At 54.6% G+C, this 12,883-nt stretch carries 13 protein-coding genes and 1 tRNA gene; 5 read left to right on the forward strand and 9 right to left on the reverse strand.

Annotated elements, in window-relative coordinates; translation table 11 throughout:
* Nucleotides 1–856: 856 nt before the first annotated feature.
* From G7007_RS07085 to G7007_RS07095, 3 genes are all read left to right on the forward strand, one after another.
* The gene (locus tag G7007_RS07085; RefSeq protein WP_153046129.1) at nucleotides 857–1,234 is read left to right on the forward strand and encodes a hypothetical protein; all 378 of its coding nucleotides are present in this window, start codon (nucleotides 857–859) and stop codon (nucleotides 1,232–1,234) included.
* 234 nt (nucleotides 1,235–1,468) lie between these two features.
* Nucleotides 1,469–3,205 (forward strand): shufflon system plasmid conjugative transfer pilus tip adhesin PilV, encoded by a 1,737-nt coding sequence (pilV, locus tag G7007_RS07090; RefSeq protein ID WP_181100309.1) that lies wholly within the window; start codon nucleotides 1,469–1,471, stop codon nucleotides 3,203–3,205.
* Nucleotides 3,206–3,342: 137 nt separating this feature from the next.
* Nucleotides 3,343–3,885 carry a hypothetical protein gene (locus G7007_RS07095; protein WP_181100311.1) on the forward strand — a complete coding sequence of 181 codons (543 nt, stop codon included), beginning with the start codon at nucleotides 3,343–3,345 and terminating at the stop codon, nucleotides 3,883–3,885.
* A 57-nt stretch (nucleotides 3,886–3,942) separates the two neighbouring features.
* Here G7007_RS07095 and G7007_RS07100 read toward each other — a convergent pair whose 3' ends face one another.
* From G7007_RS07100 to dapA, 7 genes are all read right to left on the reverse strand, one after another.
* Nucleotides 3,943–4,806 (reverse strand): NgoMIV family type II restriction endonuclease, encoded by an 864-nt coding sequence (locus tag G7007_RS07100; RefSeq protein ID WP_181100313.1) that lies wholly within the window; start codon nucleotides 4,804–4,806, stop codon nucleotides 3,943–3,945.
* Entirely contained in the window at nucleotides 4,806–5,762 is a 957-nt protein-coding gene (locus G7007_RS07105; protein ID WP_100413323.1) for a DNA cytosine methyltransferase, read from the reverse strand. The genes G7007_RS07100 and G7007_RS07105 overlap by 1 nt, the downstream gene beginning before the upstream one ends.
* 367 nt (nucleotides 5,763–6,129) lie before the next feature.
* A tRNA-Ser gene (locus G7007_RS07110) sits at nucleotides 6,130–6,219 on the reverse strand.
* Between the two features lie 92 nt (nucleotides 6,220–6,311).
* Nucleotides 6,312–7,022, reverse strand: coding sequence for a phosphoribosylaminoimidazolesuccinocarboxamide synthase (gene purC, locus G7007_RS07115; RefSeq protein ID WP_181100315.1), 711 nt, complete (start codon nucleotides 7,020–7,022; stop codon nucleotides 6,312–6,314).
* 29 nt (nucleotides 7,023–7,051) lie between these two features.
* A complete protein-coding gene (locus G7007_RS07120) occupies nucleotides 7,052–7,810 on the reverse strand; it encodes an MBL fold metallo-hydrolase (RefSeq protein ID WP_181100317.1) in 759 nt (252 codons plus the stop codon).
* Nucleotides 7,811–8,926, reverse strand: coding sequence for an outer membrane protein assembly factor BamC (gene bamC / locus G7007_RS07125; protein WP_181100319.1), 1,116 nt, complete (start codon nucleotides 8,924–8,926; stop codon nucleotides 7,811–7,813).
* A 17-nt stretch (nucleotides 8,927–8,943) separates the two neighbouring features.
* Nucleotides 8,944–9,822, reverse strand: coding sequence for a 4-hydroxy-tetrahydrodipicolinate synthase (gene dapA, locus G7007_RS07130; RefSeq protein WP_181100321.1), 879 nt, complete (start codon nucleotides 9,820–9,822; stop codon nucleotides 8,944–8,946).
* 256 nt (nucleotides 9,823–10,078) lie between these two features.
* On the opposite strand from dapA, the gene G7007_RS07135 reads away from it, so the two are divergent.
* Nucleotides 10,079–10,639, forward strand: coding sequence for a glycine cleavage system protein R (locus G7007_RS07135; protein WP_060392921.1), 561 nt, complete (start codon nucleotides 10,079–10,081; stop codon nucleotides 10,637–10,639).
* A gap of 9 nt (nucleotides 10,640–10,648) precedes the next feature.
* The gene (locus G7007_RS07140) at nucleotides 10,649–11,125 is read left to right on the forward strand and encodes a peroxiredoxin (RefSeq protein WP_181100323.1); all 477 of its coding nucleotides are present in this window, start codon (nucleotides 10,649–10,651) and stop codon (nucleotides 11,123–11,125) included.
* A gap of 398 nt (nucleotides 11,126–11,523) precedes the next feature.
* Here G7007_RS07140 and G7007_RS07145 read toward each other — a convergent pair whose 3' ends face one another.
* Both G7007_RS07145 and G7007_RS07150 read right to left on the reverse strand, forming a co-directional pair.
* Nucleotides 11,524–12,594 (reverse strand): AI-2E family transporter, encoded by a 1,071-nt coding sequence (locus G7007_RS07145; protein ID WP_181100325.1) that lies wholly within the window; start codon nucleotides 12,592–12,594, stop codon nucleotides 11,524–11,526.
* Between the two features lie 20 nt (nucleotides 12,595–12,614).
* On the reverse strand, nucleotides 12,615–12,854 hold the full coding sequence (locus G7007_RS07150) for a sulfurtransferase TusA family protein (protein WP_181100327.1): 240 nt from the start codon (nucleotides 12,852–12,854) through the stop codon (nucleotides 12,615–12,617).
* Nucleotides 12,855–12,883 lie beyond the last annotated feature (29 nt).

Genomic DNA, 12,883 nt, shown 5'->3' on the forward strand with positions numbered 1-12,883 from the left:
ACCCCCTCCCGTCCTCCCCGTATCCCCCACATATACATACACCGCACCACCAATAGCGATATAACACACGGAATTGGTCAAAATCGGCCTTCTTCCACTCTGTTGATACAACGACACCAAGCCACACAACTACACGCCTAAAATAGCCAAGTGCGTTACACCTCGCAGCATTATGGTTAGTGCAAAAAGCCTATATCAAAAATAGTGCCAAACAGCGTTAACCACTCAACCCAATACTTCCATAGGTTCGGAGATATATCTCCCAACCTATATGTATGTATACATACATATCAAATTTCTTTCCTGATGAAAAATTCACACTTTTCAAAATTCATCAAAATGGGTGAATATCACTCACTGGGCTGATGAGCCTAAATATCCCGAAAGCGATTTGGGGCAGTAACCAAAAATCGACTTTTTACAAAAATTATTTTCTTGAAAAAACTGCCGTGAAAATTTAACGTTTTTATCGAATTTTTTAGATATTTAATTTTTTTAACCATTGAATTGTGGCTTACAAACAGCAAAATATCTTGTCAATAGCAAAATGAAAATAAATATAACATCCAACCTTAATCATCAAATAGGGTTCAACCTTACTTAAATTACTTAGTTGACTTTTGCCACGAAGCAGATCAAAAAATGACACTGCAAAAACTCAAAAATCGCTCTCAAATGAATTTCACAAAAAAATGTATGGTCTTGGTCACGTTCAAAATTGAAAATAATGAGAATATCCAATTTCCTACATCTTATATCCCCGAAGCAATGTTATAGGTTAGGAGATATATCCCCGAAGCATTGACATACCAAAAACCTATGGTAATTGTATTGTAATAACATAGGAGTTCTAGATATGAACAAGATGGAATATGCAGGAAAAATTGGCGGCATGGTTGGTGGTTTTAAAAGACGTGAGCGTCAAAATTTTTTAATTATGTTCGTGAAAATAATAGAAATGGATGAGCTTGAGATACGAATGACCTCAACCCTTGCCAAAAAGCTAATAGCAGCGTTTTCAGGCTGCAAATCAATATCCAACGATGTTCTAATTAAGGAGTTTGCAAGAAGCGGGAATAGCGTAAAACAACAAAACCTTGATATGGTTGTCCATTCATTAGTAAAACGATGGCAAGATTACTATAATGAACAGTGGCGAGAGGCGAAAATAAAAATAGATATTGAAGCAGATGAATACAAAAAACGTATAATCGAAGAAATGCGACCACAATAAAATTCAAAACATGTAACGCCAGACGATACATACTTATATCCTCGAAGCTATTTTTTTTGCTTCGCGGATACACATTATACTCTCACAAAGTATAAACACCCCACCACCCTTTAACTCAAACAGCCATAAGCTCAAGGTTATATCCCCAAACCTAATTCTGTTATTTTTTTCGCAAGCACTCTTTTATATTTTATCTTTTATGTAATAATAAAAATAAGAACAAAAGATATTTACATGACAATCAAGAGAAAACAAAAAGGTTTAACCCTATTTGAAACCCTGCTTTCCTTATCAATAGTAATGGTCCTTGTCGTCAGCTTCCTCTATTGGTATATGGAACGACAACGCGAGCAACAAGCAACAATATTCGGAAAAGATATAGTTTCAATCATCACCGCATTTGACAAGCGTATCCATCTCGATGGGTGGGACATAGATAACTTCAAAAACGGCAGAGAATGGAGTGGTTCTCCCGCCATTCTTGAAATGCTAAACAACGAATTTATCGCTAAAGAGTCCACTTGCGGGAATGAAAAAAGCTGGGTGCCTGTTTTATCTAAAGAGAAATCAACTCAGTTACTTCCGTGTAAATTCTGGTCAAGAATCCCATATGACTTCATTGCGAAAGCAAAAATAACCCCAGATGAAGAAGGCTTTATAAAAACTTTCAAGGTGATATTCCAACCTAAAAACTTATCGTCATTTTCACAAAATTTTCGATATTTCAACAGAGCGAAAATTGCTGCCAATGCTAATGACTCTTTAAATATAACTGGCGGTCATCAGTTCTACTTTGCTTCTCTTTCCGACCCAGATACTAAAATAACTAACACCGAATGCCTTGCCTTAAAAGCAGATTGCACCCTAGTCGCCACCTATGACAGAGAAGGCGGGAACGAATACTTAAGAGTGGATGGAACTAATTCCATGTTAGGTTCAGCCGTCGCATTCAAGGAGTCCAAGGGACACAATAGGCTTCGTTGTATCAAGTGGGAGAAAAATACCAATAGCGGTGCTTGGGACTCGAAGACCGTAGATTGTGGCATAGGTATACACGCTGAAACAGGAAGCCCAGTAGCCGTAGATATTGCCGTGAATTCATCCACTAACCAACGTGTAATGCTCGATAGGCTATGCCCTGTATATACTCATTCCGCAGATGGACTTATCGAATCAACTGAAAATGCACCTTGCGGAATACTTCCACAAGACGACGCAGGCACGGAGGTAGCCTATCAGGTTATAGATACGCTATCAGCCGGAAAAGGACTGATTAAAAAGCTCTATACCGACACGATATATTCCGACGAAATCAACACCAACTACATGAAGGTAAAAAAAGATTTGGCTGTCAGCGGAAAAACTGACCTAAATGGGATTTTGACGGTTAACGCAACTACTAACTTAAACCAAAGGCTAAATGTCGTTGGCGACATCACTGGAGGAAGCAATCTAACCATTAGTAGAAACATAACGACCACTACGGGAAATCTAAACGCAACGTCAGGCTCAGTTAATGCAAAAGATGGAAATTTCAGCGGCAACGTCAAAAGTAACACTTTGGACATAGGTAGCACCGCTAATTTTCAAGGCACGACTAACGCGAATGGAAGATTAAACTCCAATGAATACATCTCATTAAATAAAGTCGTCACTGTCAATAGTTCTTGTCCTTCAGTAGGTTTATTGGCTCGTAATGCTCAGGGAAAAATACTGACATGCCAAGGTGGTAGATGGACTCTGCAATACACTCCGGTATATTTAACAACCTCCAAATCAAGTGTTGATAACATGCAAGGTGGATCACCGGGCCAGAATTGCTTACAGCAAGCTGGCGATAACCCAAGATCAGTTAATTACTGGTTATCTTGTGGGTCTCGTTATTGCCGATCACAAGGATACGGGGGCGGTCAGGTTCTGGAAATGTCTTGTGAATCACCTAGCTGCACAGTAAATACAATTTGCTTTTAAATTATTGACTTTTAAATATTCATGATAAAGTATTATTAAGTCAATAATTTATTATAAAAATGAAAAACACAATTATAGCAATACTAGCTTTAAGCATCACAAGTATTACACAAGCGGCATACACAATAATAATCCCAATGGAACAATCTAAAGGCGGAGTACTTCCTAACGGCTCAATAAACATCACCCCTAAAACTCCAAACCTACCAGTCGAAAACTGGCAGCCAGCCGAACCACTTTATGGCGAATGGGTTAATAACGGTGCTGTTTATGGATGCTCGAACTGGACACCCGCACCAACAAGCATGCTCAAAGATGAGCCATACACCCAAACGGCTACGGACTGTAAGCAAGACCAAACCACCACCAAGCAAGAAAGAGAGCAAGAAGCTACCACTTTCGCATTTAGAGATATCGGGCCACTAATAACAATAAGCAAAACTATCACTGTCGGGAGCAGCAGAGCTGCCACTGGATTAGCTTCTTGCTCGTATAATACTACTGGCTCCAATCAAAACTACTGGTATAGCGATTCTCGCCACAATTTTATTCAGCCTGTAGTAAACAACGTCGTTATCTATTCGCAGAGGGATTACACTGTAACAAGCATCACAGTAAATGGAGTTAGATACAAACAAGGATTTTATAAGAAAGAAAACTACTACGAAATCTGCAAATAAATAGCCAGATTAATAAAAAGGCCGTCTCCGGCCTTATATCAACACTAAAACTTATTCCTATGTCGCCAAGTCCAGTGGCAAATCGCTTATATCTTTTAAACGCTTACCATCAACCATGATCGCCAAAAGCTCTGCCGAATCGTCCATACCTAGCTCTTTCAATGTTGCTTGTAGCTCATACAAGGCGAAATGATAAACGCAATCTATATCACCAGTACCGAGAGCAATTGAAGCTAATCTGCTAGGGGTCGGTTCAGCAGTCACCACCATGATATTAGGCAGGTGGCCTTTGCGATTCCGCATTAGGTTTAATGCTTCGGAACGTGCATTCTGTGCCCTATCACTTCGGATAGTCCATTTACATGACACGCTTGCATGCAGAAGCGGCTTGCCCCCGGCAGCGGCCCTCAAGCTGGCTCTAGTGCTTACAGAACTATCAACCAAAAACTCATGACGGTTAATATTGTCGTCACTTTCCAAACCCCTAGCTACAACGATATCAGGGGTGATTGTGTAGTCACTTCCCAAAGCCGCAGCTAGTTCGGCATCAGCTTTAGCAGCTCGATCCAATGCTATCAAGTGTGCGTATTGCTCATATTTAGCTATTTCTAGACGATTGCGACCAGAAACTTGATGCACGTCCCAGTCACCGGGACGAAGATGCCCAAGCTTTAAAAACGTGCTTTTCACATATTCGGCACAAATACCCTCAAACTCATTGCCAGACGTTTGACCGGCTTGCCGTTCGGCAATAGTTTCTGCCTTCAATAGCTCCGCAATTCCTTTTGCGATTGCAATGCTGGTTTTGTTACTACTATCAGCGTTACTTGGCACACCCTTGTCATTAATAGTCAGGGTTGTTTTGAGAAGCGAGGCATGGAACTCTTTCCGTGCTTGTAAAAACTCGGGAGGAATATTCATCAGGCAACCTGTACCAAGCGTTTTACTGAAAGAGCCTTAAAAATCTGCGTTGCTACTGCACAAGCCACTGGAGGCGGGAAAGCGTTACCTATCTGTCGATAGGCTGCAGTTTTCTTACCGTGGAATTGCCAATCATCAGGGAACCCCTGAATGCGTGCGGCCATGCGAGTTGTCAGCTTCGGCATACCTTCAAAAAACTCGGTAGGAGGCTCATTCGCAATGCCCATTCCGCAGACGCCAATAGACGCCCAAGCTTTTTTCGCCCTTGTCGGTCCCAGATCGGGGCCACCGTGCTTTTTCGAGCCGCCGACCAACGTTGGTGCAATTGTGTTAGCTTGCTCTCGCCAAGCATCAGCACCACGCCAACCATCCGCCTTCATTAAATCGTGAAGAAGTTCACCAACAGTCGGTGGAGTGATTAGCTTTGGCTCAGGCCATGAAAAACCATCAGCAAGGTCTTTTCTGATACCGACGAAGACCACACGAGGCCGAAGCTGAGTAACGCCAAAATCGGAAGCATTCAGCAGCCGCCAGCCCGGTACATAGCCAAGCTTTTTTAATTGCTTCTCGACTTTATTACGGTAATCGTCGAAAACCGCGTCTAAGAGCCCACGCACGTTTTCCAGCATTACTGCCTTTGGACGACACTCATCAACGAGACGCAACGCCTCGGGAAATAGATCCCGCTCATCGTCTGCACCGAGCTGCTTGCCCGCCTTGGAGAAGGGAGGACAAGGAACCCCACCCGCGACCAAATCAACGCCGAAAAACGGCAGCCCGTTGAACTGACGCAGATCCTGTTCCTGAACGTTCCACTCTGGACGATTCAGTCGAAGGGTTGCACATGCAGGGGGTTCAATTTCCACCAGCACTTCGTGCCCAAAGCCCGCCATTTCAAGGCCGAGAGCTTGCCCGCCTGCTCCGGCACACATTTCCAATGACGTGAATAGGCTCATTTTGTCTCCTCGCTACGCTCTACTTCAAAGCGGCTACTTAAAAATCGGTGATACTAGCATGGTGTATGGATAGACAGGTAACCCATCTGACCCTTCGACGCACTGCTGCAGAGCCGCAGCACATCAAAGGGTCTTGATCAGATCAATACAGGCAGATAGCTACAAACCCGCTCTAACGCTCCCACGGAGGCTTCTAGGTCACAGGGCAGCACATTAGCTAGGAAGGTCAAAAGACAGACGAAAAAAAATGGCGATCTGTAGGCTAGCTTGCAATCAAAATTCGCTACAAATTTTGCTACAAACTATTGCTACAAATCGCCATTTTCCAGCCCTCATAAATCATTGATTTATAAGGACTTTTTGAATATGGCGGAGAGATAGGGATTTGAACCCTAGGTACTGTTGCCAGTACAACGGATTTCGAATCCGTCCCGTTCGACCACTCCGGCATCTCTCCAATGGCGCGCATCATACCAGCAGTTTCGCGAAAGGCAAACCCCTATCGCAAAAAAAATCACGCGGTATCAGGCGCTTGCGTCGCCCGTGCGCTTACAGCGGCACGCCCAGGCGGCGGGCAACTTCTTCATAGGCCTCGATGACATCGCCCAGGCCCTGGCGGAAGCGGTCCTTGTCCATCTTCTTGCGGGTTTCCTTGTCCCACAGGCGGCAGCCGTCCGGGCTGAATTCGTCGCCCAGGACGATCTGGCCGTGGAATACGCCGAACTCGAGCTTGAAGTCGACCAGCAGCAGGCCGGCGGCGTCGAACAGCTGGGTGAGGATCTCGTTGACCTTCAGCGACAGGGTCTTCATGGTCGCCAATTGGTCAGCGGTGCCCCAGCCGAATGCCACGACGTGGGATTCGTTGATGAAGGGGTCGCCCTTCTCGTCGTTCTTCAGGAACAGTTCGAAGGTCGAGGGCTCCAGCTTGATGCCTTCCTCGACGCCCAGGCGCTTGACCAGGCTGCCGGCGGCGTAGTTGCGCACCACGCACTCGACCGGAATCATGTCGAGCTTCTTGACCAGGCATTCGTTGTCGCTCAGCAGCGCGTCGAACTGGGTCGGCACACCGGCGGCTTCGAGCTTCTGCATGATGAAGGCGTTGAACTTGTTGTTCACGGTGCCTTTGCGGTCGAGCTGCTCGATGCGCTTGCCGTCGAACGCCGAGGTGTCGTTACGGAACAGCAGGACCAGGCGGTCGGCGTCGTCGGTCTTGTACACCGACTTGGCCTTGCCGCGGTAGAGTTCTTCGCGTTTTTCCATGATTGGGCTCCGCTTGCTTGAGTGGTGGGCTAGGCGATCTCGCGCCAGTCGAGCCCATGTGCCTGGTTGGCCACCTGGAGCCAGTCCGGGTCGCACCCCAAGGTGTCGACGAACTGCTGGCGCGCCAGGTGTGGCAGGTTGTTCTTGCTGCTGAGGTGGGCCAGGACCAGGTGCTGCAAGTCCTGCCAGCCCAGCTCGGCGACCAGGTTGGCCGCCTGGTGGTTGTTCAAGTGCCCGAGATTGCCACCGACGCGCTGCTTGAGAAAGTACGGGTAGTGCCCGCGGGCCAGCATGTCGCGGCAGTGGTTGGACTCGATCAGCAAGGCGTCGAGGTCCTGGTAGCGGTCCAGCAGCCAGCCGTCGTAGGTACCCAGGTCGGTGAGCATGCCGAAACGCCGCCGCCCGTCGCTGATCACGTACTGCAGCGGCTCCAGTGCGTCGTGCTCGACCCGTGCCGCGCTGACACGCAGCGCGCCGATCTCCAGGCTCTGGCCACAGGCCAGAAAACCACGGGCTTCGACCGGCTTGCGCAGGCCACGCAACGTGCCTTGGCTGAGGTACACCGGCACGCCGTAACGCCGCGACAGCAGACCGACGCCGTGCACGTGGTCGGCGTGTTCGTGGGTGACCAGTACGGCGCTCAACTGCGCGGCCGAGACGCCGAGCAGCGCCAGGCGCCGCTCGGTCTCACGCAGGGAAAAGCCGCAGTCGACCAGGATGTACGTGTCACCACTGGCGATCAGCGTGCCGTTTCCCTGGCTTCCGCTTCCGAGGACGGCGAAGCGCACTTAACCCAGACGATCCTGAATGGCGCTCAGCACGCGGCGTGCGACGTCGGCCGGCGCCACGGTGTTGATGTTCTTCTCGACCGTGACCTGGACGTTCTCGCCCACCTTGCTCAGGCGGATCTGGAAGCGCTCGGCACGGGCTTCGCGCTCTTCGGCGGTCGGCGCGCTGCCGAACACGCGGCTCAGCAGGCCGGGCTTCTCTTCCTTGTCCTCGGGCTTCTCGGACAGGTTGATGTAGTACAGGCCCAGGCTGCGGTTGACGTCTTCGACGCGCCACTCGCCCTGCTCCAGTGCACGCCCGACGCTCGACCAGGCACGGTCCAGGTCGGCGCCCAGGTTCAGCACCGGGTTGCCGCTGCCGTCTTCGGTCAGGCTGACGCGGCTCGGGGTGTCGAAGTCGCGTTCGGCGAGCAGCGACACCGAGCCGCCCTGCTCGGCCGAACGGTTCAGGCTGGCGAGCAGCTGGTCGACCAGCAGCGCGTCGGCACCGGGGTTGTTCGAATTGGACGGGAAGTCCACGTCCTCGCTGCTGCCGGCAGGACGCTCGGCGCTGACCACGTAGATCTCGCTGGTGTTGCGCTGCACGCCCGGCTCGACGCGCACCCAGATGCGCACGTCGTTGTCGCGGCTGCTGGCGCTGCTGGCCAGGCGCTCACCGAGGGCAGCGGACAGCTCGTCGAAGCGCTGCCAGGTGCTGCTCAGCTCGCCGGTCTGCGGACGCTCCTCGGCGATGCGCAGGCCGTTGTCCTCGAAGAACTGGCGCGCCAGCGGCCAGACTTCGGCCGGGGCGTGCTGGGCCAGGACCCAGCGGTTGGCGCCGCTGCGCTGCAGGGAGTAGTCGCTGGCCGCACCGGCCACCGACAGCGGCTGCGGACGTGGGACGTCGAATTCGCCGGTGGCGTTGTCGTCGGCGACGTTGCGCGGAATCGGCAGCAACGGGTCGAGACGCTTGACGTGGGTGGCGTCCTGCGGAAGCTGCATCGGCGCCTGCTGGCGCGCCTGCAGGTAGTCGCTGCCACGGTCGCGGAAATAGCCGTCCTCGCCCCAGAGCCAGCCGCAACCGCTGGTGCTGGAGATGATCAGGGCAAGGGTGGAAAGACCAGCCAGTCGCTTCATGCGGGGTACTTCCTCGATTAAGCCAGTACGCCGCACTGGCGCAAGGCCTGGCGGACGACGTCGTGTTGGGATTCGCTCAGCCAGGTCAGCGGCAGGCGGATGCCGGCGTGCATGCGGCCCATTTCGGCCAGCGCCCACTTCACCGGGATCGGGTTGGCTTCGACGAACAGCTGCTTGTGCAGCGGCATGAGTCGGTCATTGAGGGCGCGAGCCTTCTCGGCCTCGCCGGCGAGTGCGGCTTCGCAGAGGTCGGCCATTTCGCGCGGGGCGACGTTGGCGGTCACCGAAATGTTGCCCTTGCCGCCCAGCAGCATCAGCTCGACTGCGGTCGGGTCGTCGCCGGACATCACCAGGAAGTCCTTGCTGACGCCGTCGAGGATCGCCTTGGCACGGGCCAGATCGCCCGTGGCTTCCTTGATGCCGATGATGTTCGGCACGCTCGACAGGCGGATCACCGTCTCGGCCTGCATGTCGCAGGAGGTACGGCCCGGCACGTTGTAGAGAATCTGCGGGATGTCGACGGCCTCGGCGACATGCTTGAAGTGCTGGTACAGGCCTTCCTGGGTCGGCTTGTTGTAGTACGGCACCACCAGCAGGCAGGCATCGGCGCCGGCGTTCTTGGCGTTCTGGGTCAGGTGCACGGCTTCGCGGGTGGAGTTGGCGCCGGTGCCGGCGATGACCGGAATACGGCCATTGACACGCTCGACGACGAATTCGATGACCTGGATGTGCTCTTCGACATCGAGGGTGGCGGATTCGCCGGTGGTGCCGACAGCAACGATCGCGTGGGTGCCGTTGTCCAGGTGGAAGTCGACAAGTTTGCCCAGGCTGTCCCAGTCAAGATGCCCGTGTGCATCCATGGGTGTGACCAATGCCACCATACTGCCCGCAATCATGAAGCTGCTCCTGCCGGAAAAAGAGAGCGGTAATGGTACTGGCGCCATCGGGCTTGTACAAGCGAAGGTGGCGGTCGGAGCATTCCCCTGGGCGCCGGTTTTCGCTACCCTTCTTCCTTTGCTCGGTACAATCCGGCCCGCCGGGCCGTCGACGCTGCCCACTGCCAGCGCCCAAGCCTTCGTGCGTGGGCCAGGGGCCTGTCACCCGCAGGTCCGACGTCGCCTTACCGACCGCCCATCGCTTTAGGAATGTTGCATGTCCACCGCCCCCGTTCGCGAACAATTTCTCGTCATCAGCGCCCTGGGCGCCGACCCCATGGTGCTGGCCAACGTACTGAGCCAGGCCGCCTTCGACAACCGCTGCGCCGTGGTCAGCTCGCGCCTGAGCCGCCATGGTGAAACCAGCGCACTGGTGCTGCAGGTCGGCGGCAGCTGGGACGCCCTGGCGCGCCTGGAAGCCGGCCTGCCCAGCCTGGGCAAGAAGCACGCCTTCACCCTCAACGTGGTGCGCAGCGCCGATCTGGAAGTGCGCCCGCAGGCGTTGCCGTACGTCGCCTACGTCAGCGCGGCCTACCGCCCCGACATCGTCAGCGAACTGTGCCAGTTCTTCCTCGACCACCGCATCGAGCTCGATGCCATGACCTGCGATACCTACCTGGCACCGCAGACCGGCAGCAGCATGCTCAACGCCACTTTCACCGTGATCCTGCCAGCCGGCACCCAGATCAGCTGGCTGCGTGACCAGTTCCTGGACTTCGCCGATGCCCTCAACCTGGATGCGCTGATCGAACCCTGGCGCCCGCAGAACCCGATGTAAGGAGCTTCCATGGCCGTCGAGACCGATCAACCCGTTCCGGACTTCACCGCCCAGGCCACCGCCGGCCAGACCGTCACGCTGTCGGCCCTCAAGGGCCGGCAGGTGGTGCTGTACTTCTATCCCAAGGACAGTACCCCTGGCTGCACCACCCAGGGCCAGGGCTTTCGTGACCAGCGCGACGCTTTCGAGGCGGCCAATACGGTGGTGTTCGGTATCTCGCGCGATGGGCTCAAGTCGCACGAGAACTTCAAGGCCAAGCAGGGCTTCACCTTCGAGCTGATCAGCGACAAGGACGAGACGCTCTGCCAGCTGTTCGACGTGATCAAGCTGAAGAAGCTCTATGGCAAAGAATACCTGGGCGTGGACCGCAGCACCTTCCTGATCGACCGCGACGGTGTACTGCGCCAGGCCTGGCGTGGGGTCAAGGTGCCGGGTCATGTGGAGGCGGTGCTGGCCGCTGCCCAAGCACTGAATTGTCAGGGCTGAGCGACGTGGCGTGACGAGGCGCCGGGGGCAGAGGGGCTTGGTGTGTGACGCTGCTTGCAAGGGATACGATTCAGTCAGGCGGCATCAGTGGAGGTTCGCCCCGTACAGAAGAGCGGCGATCTTGTGGGCCCTGCGGGCCCAATCGCGGCCGGTCCGGCGCCCCGGCAGGGGCCTACAGGAACCGCGATGGCCTGCAACGCTGCGGTGTGGCTACGGGTGTAGGAACGCCCCCTGCCAGGGCGCCGGACCGGCCGCGATAGGCCGCAAAGCGGCCGTAAAATCAATTAGCATCCACAGTCTAGACCGCCTTGCCGATCTGACAGCCTGACGCCCTACTGTGGGAGCTGGCTTGCCAGCGATAGGGCCATCGAAGGCCCCTACCCTCTGCCAGGACGCCGTCAGAGCAACGGTGCCACCTCCGGCTCGCGCCGTGGCCAGGCGTCGAGCACGGCCTTGAACAGTGTCGCCAGCGGGATGGCGAAGAAGATCCCCCAGAAGCCCCACAACCCGCCGAACAGCAGCACCGCGCAGATGATCGCCACCGGGTGCAGGCTCACCGCCTCGGAGAACAGCAGCGGCACCAGTACGTTGCCGTCCAGCGCCTGGATGATCGCGTACACGGCCATCAGGTAGATGAACTGGTCACCCCAGCCCCACTGGAACAGCGCGATCAAGGTCACCGGCACGGTCACCACCACCGCGCCTACGTAGGGCACCACCACCGACAGGCCCACCAGCAGGGCCAGCAGCGCCGCGTAGTTGAGCCCCAGGCTGATGAAGGCGATGTAGGTGGCGATGCCGCAGATCAGGATCTCGATGCCCTTGCCGCGGATGTAGTTGGCGATCTGGCGGTTCATGTCGTCGCCCACCCGGGTCAGCAAGGCACGCTCGCGCGGCAGGTAACCGCTGACCCAGCGCGCGATCAGCTCGCGGTCCTTGAGGAAGAAGAACACCAGAATCGGCACCAGCACCAGGTAGATCATGGCGTTGACCAGCAGCGGCAGGCTCGACAGCGAGAAGGTCAGCGCCCACTGGCCGAACTTGCCGATCTCGCCGCGCACCGACTCGATGGCGCGCAGCACCTGCTCGTCGGACACCAGGTGTGGGTAGCGCTCGGGCAGCAGCAGCAACAGCGACTGCCACTTGCCCAGCATGCCCGGCAGCTCGTTGAACAGGGTGATCAACTGGTGCCAGAGCAGCGGCACCAGCACCAGCAGGAACACCGCCAGGGCGCCCATGAACAGGGTGAACACCAGGCCCACCGCCACCCCTGTGGGCACCTTCAGGCGCTCCAGCGCATTGACCAGGCCTTGCATGAGGAACGCCAGCACCATGCCTGCCAGCACGGGCGCGAGCATGCCGCCCAGGGTCAGGACGGCGGTGAAGGCCAGCAACAGCAGCACGGCCAGCACCACGGCCTCTTCATCGGAGAAATAGCGCTGGATCCAGGTGCGAAACACGTTGAACATCGGGCTTCCTTGAAGTCGGCTCACGCCTTGCGCAGCCAGTAGGTGAACTCGCCGGCCTCGGCCGTCTCCTGCAACAGGGCATGCCCGGACAGCTGCGCGAAGGTGCGGAAATCCCGCTGCGACCCGGCATCGGTGGCGATCACCTTGAGCACGGCGCCGCTGTCCAGGGCATTGAGCGCCATCTTGGCCTTGAGCAGGGGCAGCGGGCAGTTGAGGCCGCGCGCGTCGAGCTCGGCAGCGCAGGTCAAAGGGTCGGACATGGTCGGTCTCCAGGGCGAACGGTCGGTCC

Source organism: Pseudomonas entomophila, assembly GCF_013523125.1.
Classification (GTDB): domain Bacteria; phylum Pseudomonadota; class Gammaproteobacteria; order Pseudomonadales; family Pseudomonadaceae; genus Aquipseudomonas; species Aquipseudomonas entomophila_B.

Bases quoted from the DNA above. Each gene is read 5' to 3' on its own strand.
- G7007_RS07105 (WP_100413323.1), bottom strand. From the start codon at position 5,762: ATGAGCCTATTCACGTCATTGGAAATGTGTGCCGGAGCAGGCGGGCAA.
- G7007_RS07150 (WP_181100327.1), bottom strand. From the start codon at position 12,854: ATGTCCGACCCTTTGACCTGCGCTGCCGAGCTCGACGCGCGCGGCCTC.
- G7007_RS07135 (WP_060392921.1), top strand. From the start codon at position 10,079: ATGTCCACCGCCCCCGTTCGCGAACAATTTCTCGTCATCAGCGCCCTG.
- G7007_RS07140 (WP_181100323.1), top strand. From the start codon at position 10,649: ATGGCCGTCGAGACCGATCAACCCGTTCCGGACTTCACCGCCCAGGCC.
- purC (WP_181100315.1), bottom strand. From the start codon at position 7,022: ATGGAAAAACGCGAAGAACTCTACCGCGGCAAGGCCAAGTCGGTGTAC.
- G7007_RS07095 (WP_181100311.1), top strand. From the start codon at position 3,343: ATGGAACAATCTAAAGGCGGAGTACTTCCTAACGGCTCAATAAACATC.
- bamC (WP_181100319.1), bottom strand. From the start codon at position 8,926: ATGAAGCGACTGGCTGGTCTTTCCACCCTTGCCCTGATCATCTCCAGC.
- G7007_RS07145 (WP_181100325.1), bottom strand. From the start codon at position 12,594: ATGTTCAACGTGTTTCGCACCTGGATCCAGCGCTATTTCTCCGATGAA.
- G7007_RS07100 (WP_181100313.1), bottom strand. From the start codon at position 4,806: ATGAATATTCCTCCCGAGTTTTTACAAGCACGGAAAGAGTTCCATGCC.
- pilV (WP_181100309.1), top strand. From the start codon at position 1,469: ATGACAATCAAGAGAAAACAAAAAGGTTTAACCCTATTTGAAACCCTG.
- G7007_RS07085 (WP_153046129.1), top strand. From the start codon at position 857: ATGAACAAGATGGAATATGCAGGAAAAATTGGCGGCATGGTTGGTGGT.
- dapA (WP_181100321.1), bottom strand. From the start codon at position 9,822: ATGATTGCGGGCAGTATGGTGGCATTGGTCACACCCATGGATGCACAC.